Origin of the sequence: Gracilimonas sp. (genome assembly GCF_014762685.1) — a bacterium.
Classification (GTDB): Bacteria; Bacteroidota; Rhodothermia; order Balneolales; family Balneolaceae; genus Gracilimonas.
In genome coordinates this window covers 602,121-619,434 of the sequence record NZ_JABURM010000005.1, presented here as the reverse complement: position 1 = coordinate 619,434, position 17,314 = coordinate 602,121, and the positions used below count along the sequence as shown (strand labels likewise).

Genomic DNA, 17,314 nt, shown 5'->3' with positions numbered 1-17,314 from the left:
TTGCATAAATAGAAAAGGCCTCAAATGAGGCCTTTTCTATTTACTAAACTTGTGCTGCTTAATTAATTGTTGTCATCTTTAAAGATATCCTCAATTAAATGACCATATTTATCAGCAATGATTCGGCGCTTGACCTTTAATGTGGGCGTAATTTCACCTGTCTCTACCGTAAATTCATTCGGAACCAGCCGGAAGTCACGAATTTTTTCATGGGATGCCAATTCCTTAGAAAAAGCCCGTAATTCTTTTTTATACAGATCCTTCACTTCATCAAGTTCAATAAGTTCCTCATTATCCGAAAAAGACAAACCCTGACCTTTGGCAAATTTGGCAACAGCCTCAAAATCAGGCACTATAATCGCTGCCATGTAATTTTGTGCTTCTCCAACAACCACAATCTGATCAATCCATTTACTTGTTTTAAATAGATCTTCGATCGGGCCGGGATAAATATTTTTACCACCGGCATTTACAATCATATGCTTAATGCGGTCCGTTATTTTCAGGAATCCTTCATCAAATTTTCCTACATCCCCGGTATGCAGCCATCCATCCTCATCAATCATTTCCTTTGTGGCTTGTTCGTTATTCCAATATCCCTTCATAACGTTAGGGCCTTTACAAAGTATTTCCCCGGCTTCACAACTTAAATCAGTAGGATAATCTTCTCCACTTATTTCAGCCAGGATTTCACCATTTTCCAAACTCTGAATACCTACCGTTACTCCCGGAATGATCGTTCCCACAGCCCCTACCTTTTCTTGACCCGGTTTGTTAGCAGCCATCACCGGAGATGTCTCCGTTAACCCATACCCCTGCAAAATATTCATTCCGGCACACTGAAAAAATGTATCAATTTCAGGAGGAAGAGCTGCTCCGCCTGACACAAAAAGACGCACGTGCCCACCTGTGCGTTGCTTCAATTTATCAAAAACCAACTTGTCGGCAATTTTCTTTTGGAGTGTAACCAATCCTCTTTCTCCATTAGAATATTTACGTCCGGTTTCAACTGCCCAGTTAAATATTTTTTTCTTGGTTTCACTGCCCTCTTCCACACTTTTTACAATCAGGTTGTACATCTTTTCAAATAAACGAGGTACACTAATCATAATAGTCGGCTTGGCCTCCGGCATATTCTTGGAAACGGTATCTACACTCTCTGCATAATAAATTTCTACTCCACTTGATATCATGGCATAGTAACCGGCTGTTCTTTCAAAAGAATGACATAAAGGTAGAAATGAGAGTAAGCGATCATTATCATCCCAATAAATATGTTGGGTAGCCGCTTTCACATTACTCACTATATTGTGGTGAGTAAGCATTGCGCCTTTAGGTTTTCCCGTAGTACCGGATGTATAAATCAAGGTGGATACATCTTCCGGCTCAACAGCTTTAACTCTTGCTTTAATGGTCTCCATGTGAGTTGCGAGATGCTTACCCCCTTCCATCAGCATATCATCATACATCTTTACATACTCCTCTTCCATCAGATGCTCTAACTTTGGGGTATCGAAAGCGATTACTTCATGCAATTCTTCACAATTTTCAAATACTTCTACCGCCTTCTTAAGTTGAAGCCCTGTGGAAACAAAAAATATTTTTGCTCCGGAGTCTTTTAAAATATATTCACACTGTCCGGCCGGAAGGGTTGTATACAGTGAGGCATTGATTGCACCAACTAGTTGAATAGCTAAATCAACCGCAGCCCATTCGTATCTGTTCTCACTTAAAATTCCAACCCTGTCTCCCTTTTCAATTCCCTTTTCAATCAAATAAGCAGCAATGGAATAGACATCATCGGTAACTTGATCCCAATCAATAGGCTTATACTCAGAATCAGGAGTTGGTTTATAGTAAAATGGCTTTTTCCCTGCTCCTTTATACTTCTTGGAAAGGTTAATAAAAAGTTCAGTAAGTGTTTCAAAAGGGACGATAGTAGGCATAATTAGCTGATTTATTCCAAATAAAACTCCACCGGAAATATAATACTCTTGAAATCAAAAGCACGGGTTTCATAAGCAAGTTTACAAATCGTATATTTGAGTAAATTAACAGAGTATTATGGCACACCCAGCACACGAAGATACAGTAAATTTAGTAAAGGAGATATTTCGCTCCTACCTTAAAGAACGTAACCAACGCCAAACACCTGAGCGTTTCATGGTGTTAGAAGAAATCTATACCGCCGATGGTCATTTTGATGCAGACGATATTTTCTTTCGCATGAAAGAAGGGGGTACCAGAGTTTCGAGGGCTACTGTATATAACACATTAGATTTGTTGGTAGAATGCGGACTTGTACAACGTCAGCAGTTTGGGAAAAGTCAGTATTATTATGAGCGTGCTTATGCCTATCAGCAGCACGATCATATTATCTGTAGGGAATGCGGCCATGTACTGGAATTTTGTGATCCGCGTGTAGGTGAAATCCAGCGGATGCTTTCTGAAATCCATGATATGGATATTGATGGCCACTCGCTCCATTTCTTCGGAACTTGCACCGATACTGAAGCTTGTAAGCGTAGAAAAGAAGCTGACAATAAAATTGCGGATCTTAAAGAATCATAATCAGTCTAGAGGCCCTTTATTTTTTAGGCTTAGTCTGAGATATAAGTCTCTTCAATAAATCGGCGGGCAGCCCATCGACTTCCCCACCATCCCATCGAAACAGATAGTATTAACATAGCTCCGGCCAAATAATACCATCTTCCAAAAGGCCAGCTCAACGTTCCTAAATCAGAAAGATAGAAAGGAACGGCAAATTCAAATATCACAAATACACTGAGTAAGGCTAAGGTACCGGCAATTAATCCCTGTAAAATTCCCTCAACTATAAAAGGACTGCGAATAAATTTATTCGTAGCACCCACCAATTTCATAGCTCTAATCAAATCTCTCTTGGCATAAATGGTAAGCCGGATAGTATTATAAACCAGGATAAGTGCCGCCAGTAAAATCAAAATTCCAATTCCGCCCACGATCAGTGAAAAGGTATTCAGGTTTGATTCCATCATCCTGAGTAATACTGCATTATACTCCACTTCATCAACCCCGCGTATGTCGCTCAATCGGGAAACCATACTCTCAATTTCCTCTGCACCTGCGTCGGTATCGACATTCAAACGAAAAGATGCGGGAAGAAAATTAAGCTCTGCAAGCTCTTCAACACCGGCACCAAATTCCCTTCGCATTACTGCAGAGGCACTGTCTTTAGAAATGTATGTTATCTCCTGAACCAACTCTTCATCTTCCAGCTGCTGTCGAATTTGATCGGTGGTACGCTCATCCACATCAAGTAAAAATACCTCTACTTCTATAAGGTCTTTAATTGACATTGCCTGACTATATACATTAAAGCCGATTCGGGTTAGTACACCTAATAACAGCACAGCAATAAACAAAGAGAAGATAGACGTGGTAGCAGCAAGTTTAGTTCGCTTAATTCCTGTAAAACCTTCTCTTACAATATATTTTATACTCATATCAATTTCTGAATTGTGCTCTTATTCCTACTAATAAACGTCGCGGTGGCATTGGGAAACCTGCCGCCTCAAAGTAGCCTGCCTGTCCATACCCGTCAAGCGCATTTTCCCACCTTATTACAACCATTATTCCACGAACCCGGGCCGAAAGTTCCCCATCCAACCTAAAGAATGGTGGTATTTTCTGATAGGTGCTATTACCCTGCCAATAACCCAATTCCGTATTATATGAACGGGCCCCATAATAGAAGGGTGATAATAAGGTTTTTACGCCTAATTTCAGATAGGCAGCCCGATCAAAAACATATCCTTTTACAAAAGCTGAATTTCGCAGCCATACAATCTGGTCTTGATTATTCAGGTGAGCTTCAGGAGAGCTTACGTCATTATAAATGAATTTCTGAACCGTTCCCGAGCTTTCAATTTCAAATAAATTGTTTTCAAAACGAGCAAATGCTGTTCCCGAAAGTTGCTGAAAACTCTGGCTATTCGTGAATGTACTGTCTTGAGTGAGAAAAACTGCATTCTCAGATCGCTTTAATCGTCCTTTTACTCCAAATTTAAGAATGGGACTAAGTTGAAAATCAACATTTCCTGCAGCTGAAATTCCAGATTCATTTTCCAACCCCTCATTTCCCCGGTAACTCGGGGATTGCCAATACAAAGCCTGCATAGAAGGCATTCGTGTAAATGTTGAAATACTTCCTCCGAAGCTCAATCGATCAAATAAATTCATTTTAAATCCACCGGTAGCTTCCATACCGGTTTTCCCATCACTTCTATTGCTGAAAGTTCCATTACTGTAAACTCGTAAGTAATCAGATAATTGATACCCCAATAAAGCATCTGCGTTTAAGTTCATCCAATCATTTTCTGAAATCGGACTAATCTCCTGCACCTTATGCTGTTTGGCCTCAAACTCACCCCGAATTTCAAAATTATGCCAATTTAAGGACTTAAAAAGATTAGCACTTAAGGTTCGGATATCTTGAGATAGTGTATCTGTACTGGAAAACAAATCATGCTTATTTTTGGTGATGGAGAATTCAAGCCCTGCATTTTCCATCGAAGATGAGTCGTTACGGTGGTATATTCCCGCAATAAAATCCCACCGGTTAAATTCAGAATTAGCATTTGAACGCATAGGAATGGTTGTAAACTCATCAAATGGGAATGCTGCAGGATTACCAATATTGTAACCAAACGACTCATCTTTATTTAGCTGATTTCGAAGATAAAATCCCCGAAGTAAAAACCTTTCATTTAAATGGTGGTATATCCTCCCTAGAATCTGATTACCCTTTACTTCACTGCTTGGGTAATAACCACCCCCTCTTCTGTCCCAATACGAAACCTCCAGATTTGTGAATTCAGTGAAATTTTGCGAAACAAGAAATTCTAAATTTCGAAATCCCCCACCCGCTTCATCATAATTCAAATAGCTTCTGGGTTTAACGATATAGTAATCTCGAATTCGAATATCGGAATGATAGGTTCCCTCAAAGCTTTCCGTAACTTCATCTATTTTTCGATGCGGTACCAGATTATAATTCGGCAAACCCGTTATGGGATGATTCAGTGAAAGACCCTCCATTTCAAGTTGTTGCTCATGCGGTTCATAACCATTGATATGAAAAGCATCAATCCTTCCGATTGTACCTTGCCGAAATGAAATCACATCGCGCCGATAAGCCTGGTAATCACCCCAGTTAGGCCATAACTGCCAGCGCATTAAGCTATCATTGGTAATAACATCTGAATCCAAAGGATTATCCTCAACCCATGGAGTCACTTGCCCCGGCTCCGGCCCTTCGCGTTGTTGAGTAGTAGTATCCTGTAATCCCATCCCGGGGGCACCACGTCCCTCAACTCCTATTCCGGATGAACCTACTTTGGTGGTATCAATAACTTGTGCAAAAGCTGTACTTGACAGTAAAAGTAATACGATATGTAGAACGCTAATTTTTTTCAAGGCAACTGCTTTTTTAAATCATAAGGCATGGTATCAATTCCCTTTAACATTCGCCGCGTTGTTTCCAATAAAACCATTTTGGTTCGTTCTTTATTAATGAGTCGATCTTTAGTAAACATAGTTTTAATTGCAAAATGTTCTCCTCCTTTTTGATACCATCCCATCCAAATGGTTCCCACCGGTTTTTCCTTTGTGCCTCCGCCCGGTCCTGCTATACCTGTAGTAGAAATTCCAATGTCCGTTTCTAATTTTTCTGCCACCCCCTTCGCCATTTGCAAGGCAACCTCTTTACTCACAGCTCCAACACTCTCCAAATCACTTTCAGACACACCCAGTTGATTTACCTTCACATGATTTGAATATGAAATAATACCTCCATCAAAGTAATCACTGCTTCCGGCAACATCTGTAAAAGTATTAGCAATGAGTCCTCCTGTACAACTTTCTGCTACAGAAATTTTCCAATTTCTTTCTATCAACAATTGTCCGACAGCCTCACTTATAGAATAATCTTTACCTTCTCCATAAATATAATCTCCTGCTTTTTGATGAATAACAGACGTCAGTTTCTTCAGACGCTGCCTGGCCTCTTCTTCTGTCTTGCCACTTGCGTTCAGGCGCAAAGTCACCCCACCCGGAGAAGGTAAATAGGCCATACTTACTCCATTTGTAAAATATTCCGATAAATCTCCCAATATCTCATCACTGAGAGTACTTTCTCCAACACCGGCTGTTTTTATATAATGTGAGTGCAGGTAACCAATTTCTCCAAATGCCTCTCGAAGTTTACCCGCAACTCTTTTCTTCATCAAGTACTTCATCTCGTAAGGAACGCCGGGCAGTACCGCTAAGTATCCATTTTCTTTAAACCACATTCCCGGAGCCGTTCCTGCTTTATTGAAAAGCACTTCTGCATTTTCCGGAACTTCAGCCTGACTGTAATTGGATTTCGATAAAGGAATGTTTCTTTCCTTGAACAAAGATTTAATGTAAGCCAGCGTCTGTTCATCAAGTTTTTGCCCAACACCAAAGAGTTCAGCTACTGCTTTTTTGGTTATGTCATCATGTGTAGGCCCTAATCCTCCCGTACAAATTACTACATCTGATTCTTCAAGTGCGCGTTTCAGTATTCTTTTTATTTGGTTTAGTTCATCACTGATGGTATAAACCTGTGAGACTGTAAATCCCAACCCGGTTAAAAACCTTCCCAGCCAGGAAGCATTTGTGTTTACCGTATCACCAATAAGTAGTTCGTTGCCAATTGAGATTATTTGTGCTTTCATGGGGCGTAAATTCCGTATTACCCTACCCAAATTCCACAGCTAAATAAGATAGATGTTAGATATTAGATTTCCACTTACCACGAACGATTCCCTCAGTTCAAAAAAATCCCTGTGTTATGAATTAAATTCCTTAGTAAGTTTGAGGATTCAAATTTTGCATAAGATATAGAATGAAAAACCTGCCTAACATACTTAGCGCCTTCAGGATGGTATTAGCCCCCATCTTTTTATTTATGTATATCCAAGATGCTTTAATTTGGCGTTCGCTCAGTATAGCCGTTTTTGCCACAGCTGCTGTTACTGATTACTTTGACGGGAAAATCGCTCGCTACTATCAGTTAGAAAGCGATTTTGGGGTTTTCCTGGATCCCCTTGCCGATAAGTTTCTTACTTTTGCGGGTTTTTTGTGCCTTCCTTTTTTAGATGTTACGCAATTTCCATGGTGGGCTATTATCGCCATTGTAGCTCGTGATATAATAGTAACTGCTCTGAGACTTTACGCCGGCAGGAAAAAGTTTACTATGAAAACCCGCCTAACAGCTAAAGCAAAAACTATGGTACAAATGATTTTCTTATATGCTGTTCTTTTGATTGGTGTGTTCAAACAAGCGGATATTGAGTTTGCAGACGTAGCAGCTCAATTTTTTAACTCAGGGATTTTATACTATGTCATGATGTTTGTTACTGCGTTGACTGTTTATTCGGGAATTGAATATTTATGGGTGAACCGAGAAATTTTCAAAATTCAAGGTCAACCTTCGTGAATGCACTCAAGCACTTTTTAGGAACCGGATTCTATTCAGGTTTGATTCCAAAAGCCCCCGGGACAGCCGGAAGTACAGTTGCTGTTTTTATTATTTTTGGAATTATCTATGCACAAGTTTACCCATGGTTGCTACTTTTTTTGATTCTCACTTCACTGATTTCATTCTGGGTCACTCCCTATTTTGAACAAGAATTTGGAAACGACCCCGAGTTAATGGTTATTGATGAGTGGGCCGGTCAAAGCATGACTTTTATCGTTATTTCCTTTACAGGAAACCTTCAAACTGATATTATAATTTTGTTAACCGGGTTTATCTTCTTTAGAATCTTTGATATTCTAAAGCCTTTGGGAATCAACAAATTGCAAAATTTAGAGGGCTGGTTTGGAATTTTAGCCGATGATTTATTAGCAGGATTGTATGCGCTTATCTGCTTAAAAACCCTTATTTTTACGTGGCCGAATTTATTTGGGATGACATAACCTCTCACTCATCGCAGCGGACCAATAACAGAATTTAAAATACTATGATACTTAATACCTCATTTGCTCGTGAGCTGGCTGCTCATTTGCTCGAAATTAACGCCGTAATTTTACGGCCCAACAATCCATTTACGTGGACGTCAGGCTGGAATTCTCCTATATACTGTGATAACCGACTTACGTTACGTTATCCTGAAATCAGGAATAAAATTGAAAACGAATTTACTTCTATCATCAAGGAAAATTTTTCAGACATAGACGTAGTTACAGGCACAGCTACGGCCGGGATTCCTCATGCGGCTTGGGTTGCAGCTAATCTGAACAAACCCATGGCTTATGTACGAGCTAAAGCAAAAGCACACGGGATGGGGAATCAAATTGAAGGCGGAGTTAAAAAAGGAGAGTCAACAGTTGTTATCGAAGATTTAATTTCCACCGGTGGCTCTGCTATTTCTGTTGTAGAAGCTCTGAAATTTGTTGGAGCTAAAGTTGAAGCAGTAATTTCTATTTTTACTTACGATTTTGACAAAGCCGCCAAACGATTTAAAGATATAGGAGTTCCTGTTTATACGCTTACTGATTACAAAACCCTTGTTAATGTAGCCGTTGAAAAAGGCATTATTGATGGTGAGGATTTAGATTTGCTATCCAGTTGGAGGGATCATCCCGAAGTATGGCCCGATAGCCCTGACGATCAATAATTTGTATATTCGAATTCATTAAAAAAATTAAGTGCAGTGACAAATAAAACGTTTTATATCGAGACTTATGGTTGCCAAATGAATTTCGCAGATTCTGAAATCGTGAATTCCATCTTATTGGAAGAGGGGATGAAACCTGTTCACGATGCAGAAAGTGCCGATGTAGTACTGGTCAATACCTGTTCGATCCGGGAAAATGCTGAAACCAAAGTTTGGAACCGGCTTAAAGAACTACGATCAATCAAAAAAGAAAATGGGGAGCTTACTGTTGGTGTACTTGGCTGTATGGCTGAGCGCATCAAAGATCGTATTATTGAACAAGAGCACCTGGTGGATATTGTTGTAGGACCTGATGCATATCGTGATATTCCCCGCTTGTTAAAAGAAGTGGATGATGGGCGGAAAGCCGTAAACGTATTGTTATCTCTTGAAGAAACGTATGCCGATATTGCCCCTGTACGAACTACCGGAAACGGTGTTAATGCTTTTGTATCCATCATGCGCGGATGTGATAATATGTGTGCTTTTTGTGTGGTCCCGTTTACAAGAGGCCGGGAACGCAGCCGCCCTATGGAATCCATTTTACGGGAAATTAAACAATTAAGTGATGAGGGTTACAAGGAAGTTACTTTACTTGGCCAAAATGTAAACTCATACTTAGACGGTGAAACTACATTTACCAAACTTATGGATGAAGCCAGTAAAGTAGATCCTGAAATGCGATTTCGCTTTTCCTCTCCTCACCCGAAAGATTTTCCAGACGATTTACTGCATTTAATTGCAGAGCGGCCAAACCTTTGCAATTATATTCATATTCCCGCACAAGCCGGAAGCAACAGTATGCTTGAACGTATGCGCCGGCCTTATACAAGAGAAGGGTATTTGGAGCTTATCCAGAACATGAAGTCCATCATTCCCGGGGTTTCACTTTCAACCGACATAATTGCCGGGTTTTGTGATGAGACTGAAGAAGAACATCAGCAAACACTTTCTTTGATGGCAGAAGTGGAATATGATCTGGCTTATATGTTCGCTTATTCGGAAAGAGACCGAACTTTAGCAGCTCGTAAATATGAAGATAATGTTCCTGAAGAAGTTAAAAAGCGACGGCTGACTGAAATCATTACGCAGCAAAGAGAAATCCAAGAAAGGCGAAATAAAGAAGAGGTTGGAAACCGGCATTTAGTACTTGTAGAAAGCACCAGTAAGAAATCCGAGGAACAGATGAGCGGAAGAACCGATACTAACAAAATGGTAGTTTTTGATCGCGAAGATTATAAACCCGGAGATTATGTGGAAGTGGAAGTAACTGAGACAACCTCAGCCACTCTCATCGCCAAACCTATTAGAAAAACAACCCTTTCCGAATATTACGGAGCTGAAGTTGTAGCCTAAGTGAAATACAAGGCAACATATCTTTTTGGTATCTGCATTATTCTGTTTGTTGCAGGTATGAGTCCTAAAAGTATAGCCCAGCCCTCATTGGGAATAATTTGGTCCCCCCCTGCTGATACAGCAACTGCGACCAATCAGCTGGATCTCTTTTCTGATCTTGGTGTCACCCACCTGGAAATAACTCATCCTATAGAACCTTCACTATATCCTGTTGTAACTCAATCTGAGTTTATAATATTGGTGCGCTCTGAGAACCAATTCTTGACTATTTCTGACATCCAGGACAACAAAGCAACTCTCAGGGATAATTTTCTTGAACTTGCTGAAGAATATCGAGCCGCACTTAATATAGGAGGTATAGGGCTTTTGTCTCACAGCCATACAAGCCATGCAGAGTTTAGAGAAGTTTTCAGCCCCGTTATTGATTCCCTTTCTTCATTTTCCAACAAATCATTCTATTACTTTCATCAAAATGCATGGTTTAATTTTGTTAGTCCAGAACAGTCTTTTGCGCTTTTTTTCAATAATAAATCCTATGAGCCAACGGATTTAAAGGAGTTGGACAGTACTTTTAGTTATTTGATCGCTGAAGAGTCTAATAAACTGCTATTCTTTCGCTCTAACTGGTTTTTAGAAGCTGTTGAGCAATATCCTGAATTTACCACCAGCTTAATTAAGTACCGCGATATTAACGAATGGGAACTTCCCTTACCAAATACTGCTGACACTACTTCCGACTCAAATTGGATTGTGCTCATATTATTGGCACTTTGGATTGCATTAGCTGTACAGATTAAATATCTGCCCTATGTACGACCGATGATACTCAGGTATTTTTTAGCACACAGGTTTTTTGTAGATGACATCCTTCATTACCGGGAGCGTTATGCTACAGCCGGCATATTTATGATGATAAAGCATGCCTTTTTTGGAGGGCTCGTTTTATACATTATTGCCCAGGTTTTTCTCAGTGAAATTGGAGTTGAGGCATTCTTTAATCATCTCCCGTTGCTCGCAATTACAGGGGTAAACTATTTCTCTTTCTTTTTTATAGGCTTAATTGTGGTTCTCGCAGCTCAATTTCTATCTCTCTTATGGTTGCACTTTCCGGCTAAAACACTTAATCATTTTAGCCAGACAATTAACCTCTATGCCGGTGCTTTTTACCTTGACTACCTTATTTTAACTCTGATGGTAACATTATTCACGGCCGGAATCGGAAGCTCCCTTATTATTATCCTTTCTATTCTGTATATAACAATTTGGTTTGGTGCTTATAATCTTGCTGCTTTTGATGCATCCCGTGAGATGGAATCGGGCCGGGCACTCTACCTTCTACTTACCGTTGGATTTCATGCTATTGCTACCTTTTTTCTATTCGTTTTTATTCTCTTGTATACAGACTTTGTAGAAATATTTGATCTGGCTATTTCTTTATAAAAATTCAACCCGGATATTGCCTAAAAATGTAACGTGTTTTGAGTGTTAAGTTCTAAGCGGTTTAAATCCCAGAATATCTCCTTTAGTCACTTTTTCGGAATATTTTTCTTTATCAAATTCGTACAGGTAAGCTCCTTTCTTAGAGTATTTTTTCTGTTTTTCATCTGTTTTTACAAGTACGTCCATTGAAAGAATTCTACGCCTGAAGTTTCTTTTATCCAGCCTGGTATCATAGATGCCCTCATACAATTTCTGTAATTCGGGCAGAGTAAATTTATCGGGAAGCAATTCAAAACCTACCGGTTGATGTGAGGCTTTAAAACACAGCCTTTTGAGAGCCGCTTCTACCATATGATCATGACTAAAAATAAGGTCGGGAAGTTCAAAGGTATTGATGGAGTCTACACTTTCGGCCGTCAGCAATTGGGCTGAGCCTAATACGATACCTCTTGCAACCTCGCCACGGTTATCAATACTTACTTCTTGAGCATCTGTAGCATGGGTGTTACTTACTGTAAAGTGCATTACCCCAGCGTCATCTTTTGAGGCTGTAGCACTAATAATTGGAATGCCGGGTTTATTATTTCGAATTTCAAATTTCCGAGTTATTGTTTTGCTTGATTCAGCTATTAAATTAACGGAAGGGCTTTCAGAAAAATAGCGAGGAGAACTTTGTAGCCATAATTAAAGAATCGACCAGTTTTTCAGGATTAAATTAAGTTGAAAAAGAAAAATGCCCCCTGTTTGATATTTTTTGTAGAATAGAGAAATCAATAACAACTTATTAAAGTACATAATTGAAGGGTAATCAATTTATTTTTTCAACAACTACAAAATGAATAAAGAACCTACACTCCAAAAACTTTTGCCTATTTAGCCAAGTACTAACTCCAATTTATAATATTCTGCTTTGAAAAAATTTAATTTTTCATCCGCCTCGATTAAACTGCTATGTATTTTATTTGTATTTCTCTCGATGTGCATTGTTTACAGTTGCAGTGAATCCGGGGAGGAGAAAACGGAAACTTCCGATTCAATTCTGATACCCCAAGATCATGAATTTATGGGAGATCAAACCTGCCGGTCGTGCCATGAAAATGAGTGGAAAGCATGGCAAGGCTCTCATCATGATTATGCGATTGGTGAAGCAAACGAGGAAATGGTTCGTGGAGATTTTGAGGATGTCTCATTCCGGGACGGTGATGATACTTACCGGTTTTTCCGGGAGGGTGAAAAATATATGGTTGAAGCTCCGGGGCCTGAGGGTGAGCCTGAAATTTATGAAGTCGTCTATACCTTTGGATGGGAACCTCTTCAGCAATACCTTGTGGATTTTGGGAAAGGAAAATATCAGGCACTGCACGCTGCTTGGGATACCGAGCAAAACCGTTGGTTCTCCTTATATCCTGACGAACTAATAGAACCGGGAGAATGGTTGCATTGGACCGGGCAATCAATGAATTGGAATACCATGTGTGCAGATTGCCACTCGACAAATCTAAAACAAAATTATATCGCGGAGGCAGATTCATTCAATACTACATGGGATGTTATCAATGTAAGTTGTGAAGCCTGTCATGGCCCCGGTAGTGAGCACGTGGAATTCATGAACAGCAATGAAGCGGATGATGCTACTCCCGAAAGAATACGAAAAGATTTAAGTCTGGCTCAAAACACATCACAGCTTGAAGAAATTAACACTTGTGCTCCGTGTCATTCGAGACGAGAGAAACTGACAGATGATTATGTGCATGGAAATAATTTTTTGGATCATTTCGATCCTGCTCTCCCCCATCCTGAAAATTATTTTGCCGACGGGCAGATCCGGGATGAAGTATATGTATATGGGTCTTTTTTACAAAGCAAGATGTACACTAACCAGGTTCAATGTACAGATTGCCATGACCCTCACACCCTTCAGCTTAAGGAATCTATAACAGATAATAAGCTTTGTATGAATTGCCATGAACCTTCATATAATTCGCGCCAACACCATTTTCACGAAGAAAATACCGAGGCATCTCAATGTGTAAGCTGCCATATGACAGGACAAACCTATATGGGAAACGATTACCGCCGCGACCACAGTTTCCGAATTCCGAGACCGGATTTAAGTGAAGAACTTAACACTCCAAACGCGTGTAATAACTGTCATAGCGATCAGCCTACAAACTGGACAGCCCGAGCAATCGAAAATTGGTATGGCTCCGGCTACGAGAATAATGCCCCAAAAATACTCGCAAAAGCTGGATCCGGAGCAGCAACACCCAACGAGTTACAGCAGTGGATTAACGATCCCTCTCAGCCGGAGATCATTCGGGCTACGTTGGTTTGGTATGTCGGCCAATTCCCGGGCCCCCAAAGTAATGTAATGCTTATACAGGCACTGGAGTCGAAGCAGCCGTTAATACGTGCTGCCGCAGCTAAAGCAATTCATAATCTGCCAGATGACGTGGGTCGAACTCTTCAGCAAAAAGCCCTGAGAGACAGCATCAGGGCAGTCCGGCTACCGGCTGCCAGAGAGTTGGCGGGGCTTACAGAAAATGATTTTCAACCACCTCAAAGGGATCTTCTAAACCGTGCTATCAGAGAATATAAAACCTACCTGGATGTCACACAGTACTTCCCCCAGGGACAGATGAACCGAGGCCAATTCTATGAGCAGCAAGAGGAAATTGAAAAAGCAATAGAAGCCTATCAGAAAGCTCTGGAAAAAGATCCCGGATTTAACCCGGCTCGAATGAACCTGGCCTATCTTTATAACAGCCGGGGAAATAATGCCAGGACTGAGCAGCTTTTAAGAACCGTTATAGAACAGGAGCCGAAATTTGGGCAGGCTCATTATTCTCTTGGTTTATTACTGGCCGAACAAAACCAGCTCTCTAAGGCCGTCCAGTATTTTGAACAGGCAGCCCGCCTTTTGCCGGAGTATAGTCGCATATTTTATAACTGGGCTATAGCACTGCAAACATTAAATCGACCCGATGAAGCAGAATCCAAATATCAGCAAGCTATTAACCTGGAGCCTGAGAATAGTGATTACCGTTATGGAATCGTGACCCTTTACATGCAGCAGGAGCAATACGAAAGAGCAATGGAGCATGCTGCAAAGCTGGAAGAGTTACATCCCGGAAACCCACAAGTTCAACAATTGCTACAAACTATTGAGCAATATATGAACTGATTTCCCAACGTTTACCCAGGTCCTCCCCCTTCAATTAACCATGCTCCGGGTGGGACTCTACGGGAAAGCTCATGGCAATTACCCGGAGGAGGCTGTTGTCCCGGAGGAGTATTAGGAAGCCAAATACGGCACTGTCCGGAAGGCGGTAAATGGCCGGGCGGTATTTTTTGGAATGATTTACCGCGTTGATGCCTATCCTGAGTTTTCTGAACTTCTACACGCCCATGTTCGCCCTGAATGAGTAATATTCCCTGACTACACCCTGATAATGTTACGGCAAGCACTGCTGCTGCAATGATCTTATAATATTTGCTGTTTTGTTTTTTCATGAAATCTCCTCCTTACATAAAAGGTTAGCTTCAAAAAACACTTCTTCGCACGTATCTGAAACCACATGTTTATGCTAGGATCGTGCGAGCTTCAGTGTTCTGCCTACACAATCCTTAAATTAAATGATTGGAACATCCTAATATTAATAGTACTTATCCTTTAATAAATTCAGCTAAAGTCAATAAAAGCTATCGTTATGTTAAAGAATAAAATATTCTCAGTAACAATTGCATTGATCACTGCCTTTACTTTGGGGTTTACAGGCTGTGACAACACCTCGGTTACAGACAGTGATACCGAAATTGAAGTTGAAGTCGGAACCGGAACGCTTGAAATACTGCTTCACGACGCACCGATTAACTACGAAGAAGTCAACGTATTTATTGAAAGCGTTGAAGTAAATAACAGCGATTCCACCGACGGCTGGATCGAAATCGGCAGCCCCCAACAGTCCTATGACCTGTTAAAACTAACAAATGGAGCAACTAAAGTTCTTGTGTCAGCGCAGCTGGAAGCGGGTACTTACGAACAAATTCGGCTTATATTGAGTAGCGAGGGACACAATGTGGTTATTGATGGCACATCACACGACATGTTTATACCCAGTGGTGAACAAACCGGAATCAAATTAAATGTAAATGCGGAGATTGAACCGGATATCACCTACACACTTTTGCTTGATTTTGATGCTGCCCGATCAGTTGTTAAAAGAGGGAAGGCACAATCTGAAAACGCACAATCAGGTGTCGAATACCTGTTGAAGCCGGTTATTAGTGCTTCTAATGAAGCCGTAACAGGAAATATTGCCGGAATTGTGGAACCTGCAGATGCACAAGCCTTTATTTACGCCATTGCAGATAGTGATACCCTTTCTTCCACCAAAGCTGATACCACCGATGGTTCTTTTAAATTGATTGGGCTGGAGGAAGGAACCTATACTGTTTTAATGAATCCAACCAATGAAAACTATCAGTCAACAGACACTACAGGCGTAGAGGTGACTATTGGGGAAACCAACGATATCGGAACCATAACACTTTCAGAGAACTAAAGCTTAACTGCTTAAAATTTAAAAGGCCTGCATTAATAAAATGCAGGCCTTTTTTTATATAACAAAAAGCTATTTCTGACTACCGGATCATCTCATCTTCTACTGATCTGTGTTGTCTTCATCTTCATCCTCATTATTGTCAGGTTGATCTACCTGAGTACTATCGGCAGCAGGTATGCTTTTTTTCAGCTCTTCGAACTTTTGACGAGCAGTTGAAATTTTTGCCTTTTGATTCTGTATCATTTGCTCCAGCTCAGCCAGTTGCTGTTTGGCTTTTTCGATTTGTTCTTGTTTAGCACGCTTTTGGTCTTCGGTTAAATTACCTTCTTCAAGGTTTTCTTCAGCGCGCTCAATATCAGCTTCTGCTCGACTGGTAGTCTGTTCGGCAGCCTTTACACTTTGATCCAGCCTTTCAATCTCTTTATTCAATTTTTGGGCTGCTGCAGCACGAGCCTGGCCAAATTCCCGACCAGTCATATCTTCTTTGTTTTTACCAAAGGCATTGCCTTTTCCTTTGGCGTTGCCCACGCCCTCAGGTCTTCCTCTTTTACTCTTTAAACTATCGGGTTGGCGATCTGCTCTGCCCTTTCCTTTTACCGTATCTGCTTGTGCATCGCCTCTTTTGGTTTCAACATCGAGACTATCCGACGGGCGATTCTCACTACGTTCAGGTTTCCCTTTGTTATTTTTATTGTCTTTGTTCCCTTTGGCTTTGCTATTTTGAGCCATTCCGGCACTGGCTACAAAAAATACCATAGAAAGTGCGAGAATGCTTATTTGTGAAAAATATTTCATAATAAAGCAGCTTTAGTTTTAATTAGTTATTCAAGCTTTCCAGCGTTGATTGCAAATCACTGGTTTTCATTTCAACCGAATCAGTTGCCGCTGAAAGCTCAATAGAAAGTGAATCTGAATCTATTACCAATTGTATCTCTTCACTTGAAGCAGGTTGTTCGTTTTGATTTGAATTGCCACATCCGATAAGAATGAACATGGTCAACAAAATCATCCCTATTTTAACATTCATTATATAATTCCATTTTAATTATAATTTATACCTCTAATTGATATGCAATAAACTCTTTTTTGTTTCTTCAAATACAAAACAAAAACTTGAGTGGATTCAATGTATAACTTTAAAACACCAGTTTATGAATTATAAGAGAGTTTCTAATATTCCATTAAACTGCGCTCAATTTTCATTTATCATAATAATTGCTCTAAATA

General features: G+C 40.3%; 16 protein-coding genes. 8 read left to right on the top strand and 8 right to left on the bottom strand.

Annotation, left to right across the window (positions count from 1 at the left end; genetic code table 11):
* Positions 1-62 precede the first annotated feature (62 nt).
* Positions 63-1,946, bottom strand: a complete 1,884-nt coding sequence (locus HUJ22_RS02795) for a long-chain fatty acid--CoA ligase (protein ID WP_290873431.1) — start codon at positions 1,944-1,946, stop codon at positions 63-65.
* A gap of 118 nt (positions 1,947-2,064) precedes the next feature.
* Here HUJ22_RS02795 and HUJ22_RS02790 point away from each other — a divergent pair, with 118 nt between their 5' ends.
* The gene (locus HUJ22_RS02790; RefSeq protein WP_290873428.1) at positions 2,065-2,571 is read left to right on the top strand and encodes a transcriptional repressor; all 507 of its coding nucleotides are present in this window, start codon (positions 2,065-2,067) and stop codon (positions 2,569-2,571) included.
* A 29-nt stretch (positions 2,572-2,600) separates the two neighbouring features.
* Here HUJ22_RS02790 and HUJ22_RS02785 read toward each other — a convergent pair whose 3' ends face one another.
* The 3 genes from HUJ22_RS02785 to HUJ22_RS02775 are packed head-to-tail and all read right to left on the bottom strand — an operon-like array spanning position 2,601 to position 6,740.
* Entirely contained in the window at positions 2,601-3,485 is an 885-nt protein-coding gene (locus tag HUJ22_RS02785; protein WP_290873425.1) for a permease-like cell division protein FtsX, read from the bottom strand.
* A 1-nt stretch (position 3,486) separates the two neighbouring features.
* The gene (locus HUJ22_RS02780) at positions 3,487-5,457 is read right to left on the bottom strand and encodes a hypothetical protein (protein ID WP_290873422.1); all 1,971 of its coding nucleotides are present in this window, start codon (positions 5,455-5,457) and stop codon (positions 3,487-3,489) included.
* The gene (locus HUJ22_RS02775; protein WP_290873418.1) at positions 5,454-6,740 is read right to left on the bottom strand and encodes a competence/damage-inducible protein A; all 1,287 of its coding nucleotides are present in this window, start codon (positions 6,738-6,740) and stop codon (positions 5,454-5,456) included. Before HUJ22_RS02775 ends, HUJ22_RS02780 begins: the two co-directional genes overlap by 4 nt.
* 170 nt (positions 6,741-6,910) lie before the next feature.
* Between HUJ22_RS02775 and HUJ22_RS02770 the strand changes: the two genes are divergently transcribed.
* The 5 genes from HUJ22_RS02770 to HUJ22_RS02750 are packed head-to-tail and all read left to right on the top strand — an operon-like array spanning position 6,911 to position 11,522.
* A complete protein-coding gene (locus HUJ22_RS02770; protein WP_290873416.1) occupies positions 6,911-7,504 on the top strand; it encodes a CDP-alcohol phosphatidyltransferase family protein in 594 nt (197 codons plus the stop codon).
* The gene (locus tag HUJ22_RS02765; protein ID WP_290873413.1) at positions 7,501-7,986 is read left to right on the top strand and encodes a phosphatidylglycerophosphatase A; all 486 of its coding nucleotides are present in this window, start codon (positions 7,501-7,503) and stop codon (positions 7,984-7,986) included. Before HUJ22_RS02770 ends, HUJ22_RS02765 begins: the two co-directional genes overlap by 4 nt.
* 44 nt (positions 7,987-8,030) lie before the next feature.
* On the top strand, positions 8,031-8,687 hold the full coding sequence (pyrE, locus tag HUJ22_RS02760) for an orotate phosphoribosyltransferase (protein ID WP_290873410.1): 657 nt from the start codon (positions 8,031-8,033) through the stop codon (positions 8,685-8,687).
* A gap of 36 nt (positions 8,688-8,723) precedes the next feature.
* A complete protein-coding gene (gene miaB, locus HUJ22_RS02755; protein WP_290873407.1) occupies positions 8,724-10,082 on the top strand; it encodes a tRNA (N6-isopentenyl adenosine(37)-C2)-methylthiotransferase MiaB in 1,359 nt (452 codons plus the stop codon).
* A 57-nt stretch (positions 10,083-10,139) separates the two neighbouring features.
* Positions 10,140-11,522 (top strand): hypothetical protein, encoded by a 1,383-nt coding sequence (locus HUJ22_RS02750; protein WP_290873404.1) that lies wholly within the window; start codon positions 10,140-10,142, stop codon positions 11,520-11,522.
* 45 nt (positions 11,523-11,567) lie between these two features.
* Here HUJ22_RS02750 and HUJ22_RS02745 read toward each other — a convergent pair whose 3' ends face one another.
* Entirely contained in the window at positions 11,568-12,047 is a 480-nt protein-coding gene (locus HUJ22_RS02745) for a hypothetical protein (RefSeq protein WP_290873400.1), read from the bottom strand.
* Positions 12,048-12,585: 538 nt separating this feature from the next.
* On the opposite strand from HUJ22_RS02745, the gene HUJ22_RS02740 reads away from it, so the two are divergent.
* Positions 12,586-14,706 (top strand): tetratricopeptide repeat protein, encoded by a 2,121-nt coding sequence (locus HUJ22_RS02740; protein ID WP_290873396.1) that lies wholly within the window; start codon positions 12,586-12,588, stop codon positions 14,704-14,706.
* Positions 14,707-14,717: 11 nt separating this feature from the next.
* On the opposite strand, the gene HUJ22_RS02735 is transcribed toward HUJ22_RS02740, so the two are convergent.
* On the bottom strand, positions 14,718-15,035 hold the full coding sequence (locus HUJ22_RS02735; protein ID WP_290873393.1) for a hypothetical protein: 318 nt from the start codon (positions 15,033-15,035) through the stop codon (positions 14,718-14,720).
* Positions 15,036-15,232: 197 nt separating this feature from the next.
* Here HUJ22_RS02735 and HUJ22_RS02730 point away from each other — a divergent pair, with 197 nt between their 5' ends.
* Positions 15,233-16,087, top strand: a complete 855-nt coding sequence (locus tag HUJ22_RS02730) for a DUF4382 domain-containing protein (protein ID WP_290873390.1) — start codon at positions 15,233-15,235, stop codon at positions 16,085-16,087.
* 99 nt (positions 16,088-16,186) lie between these two features.
* On the opposite strand, the gene HUJ22_RS02725 is transcribed toward HUJ22_RS02730, so the two are convergent.
* Entirely contained in the window at positions 16,187-16,882 is a 696-nt protein-coding gene (locus tag HUJ22_RS02725) for a hypothetical protein (protein WP_290873387.1), read from the bottom strand.
* A 22-nt stretch (positions 16,883-16,904) separates the two neighbouring features.
* Positions 16,905-17,114, bottom strand: coding sequence for a hypothetical protein (locus HUJ22_RS02720; protein WP_290873384.1), 210 nt, complete (start codon positions 17,112-17,114; stop codon positions 16,905-16,907).
* Between the last annotated feature and the right edge of the window lie 200 nt (positions 17,115-17,314).

Coding starts and splice junctions, on each gene's coding strand:
- HUJ22_RS02795 (WP_290873431.1), bottom strand. CDS start 1,946: ATGCCTACTATCGTCCCTTTTGAAACACTTACTGAACTTTTTATTAAC.
- HUJ22_RS02790 (WP_290873428.1), top strand. CDS start 2,065: ATGGCACACCCAGCACACGAAGATACAGTAAATTTAGTAAAGGAGATA.
- HUJ22_RS02785 (WP_290873425.1), bottom strand. CDS start 3,485: ATGAGTATAAAATATATTGTAAGAGAAGGTTTTACAGGAATTAAGCGA.
- HUJ22_RS02775 (WP_290873418.1), bottom strand. CDS start 6,740: ATGAAAGCACAAATAATCTCAATTGGCAACGAACTACTTATTGGTGAT.
- HUJ22_RS02770 (WP_290873416.1), top strand. CDS start 6,911: ATGAAAAACCTGCCTAACATACTTAGCGCCTTCAGGATGGTATTAGCC.
- pyrE (WP_290873410.1), top strand. CDS start 8,031: ATGATACTTAATACCTCATTTGCTCGTGAGCTGGCTGCTCATTTGCTC.
- HUJ22_RS02750 (WP_290873404.1), top strand. CDS start 10,140: ATGAGTCCTAAAAGTATAGCCCAGCCCTCATTGGGAATAATTTGGTCC.
- HUJ22_RS02745 (WP_290873400.1), bottom strand. CDS start 12,047: ATGCACTTTACAGTAAGTAACACCCATGCTACAGATGCTCAAGAAGTA.
- HUJ22_RS02740 (WP_290873396.1), top strand. CDS start 12,586: ATGGGAGATCAAACCTGCCGGTCGTGCCATGAAAATGAGTGGAAAGCA.
- HUJ22_RS02735 (WP_290873393.1), bottom strand. CDS start 15,035: ATGAAAAAACAAAACAGCAAATATTATAAGATCATTGCAGCAGCAGTG.
- HUJ22_RS02730 (WP_290873390.1), top strand. CDS start 15,233: ATGTTAAAGAATAAAATATTCTCAGTAACAATTGCATTGATCACTGCC.
- HUJ22_RS02725 (WP_290873387.1), bottom strand. CDS start 16,882: ATGAAATATTTTTCACAAATAAGCATTCTCGCACTTTCTATGGTATTT.
- HUJ22_RS02720 (WP_290873384.1), bottom strand. CDS start 17,114: ATGAATGTTAAAATAGGGATGATTTTGTTGACCATGTTCATTCTTATC.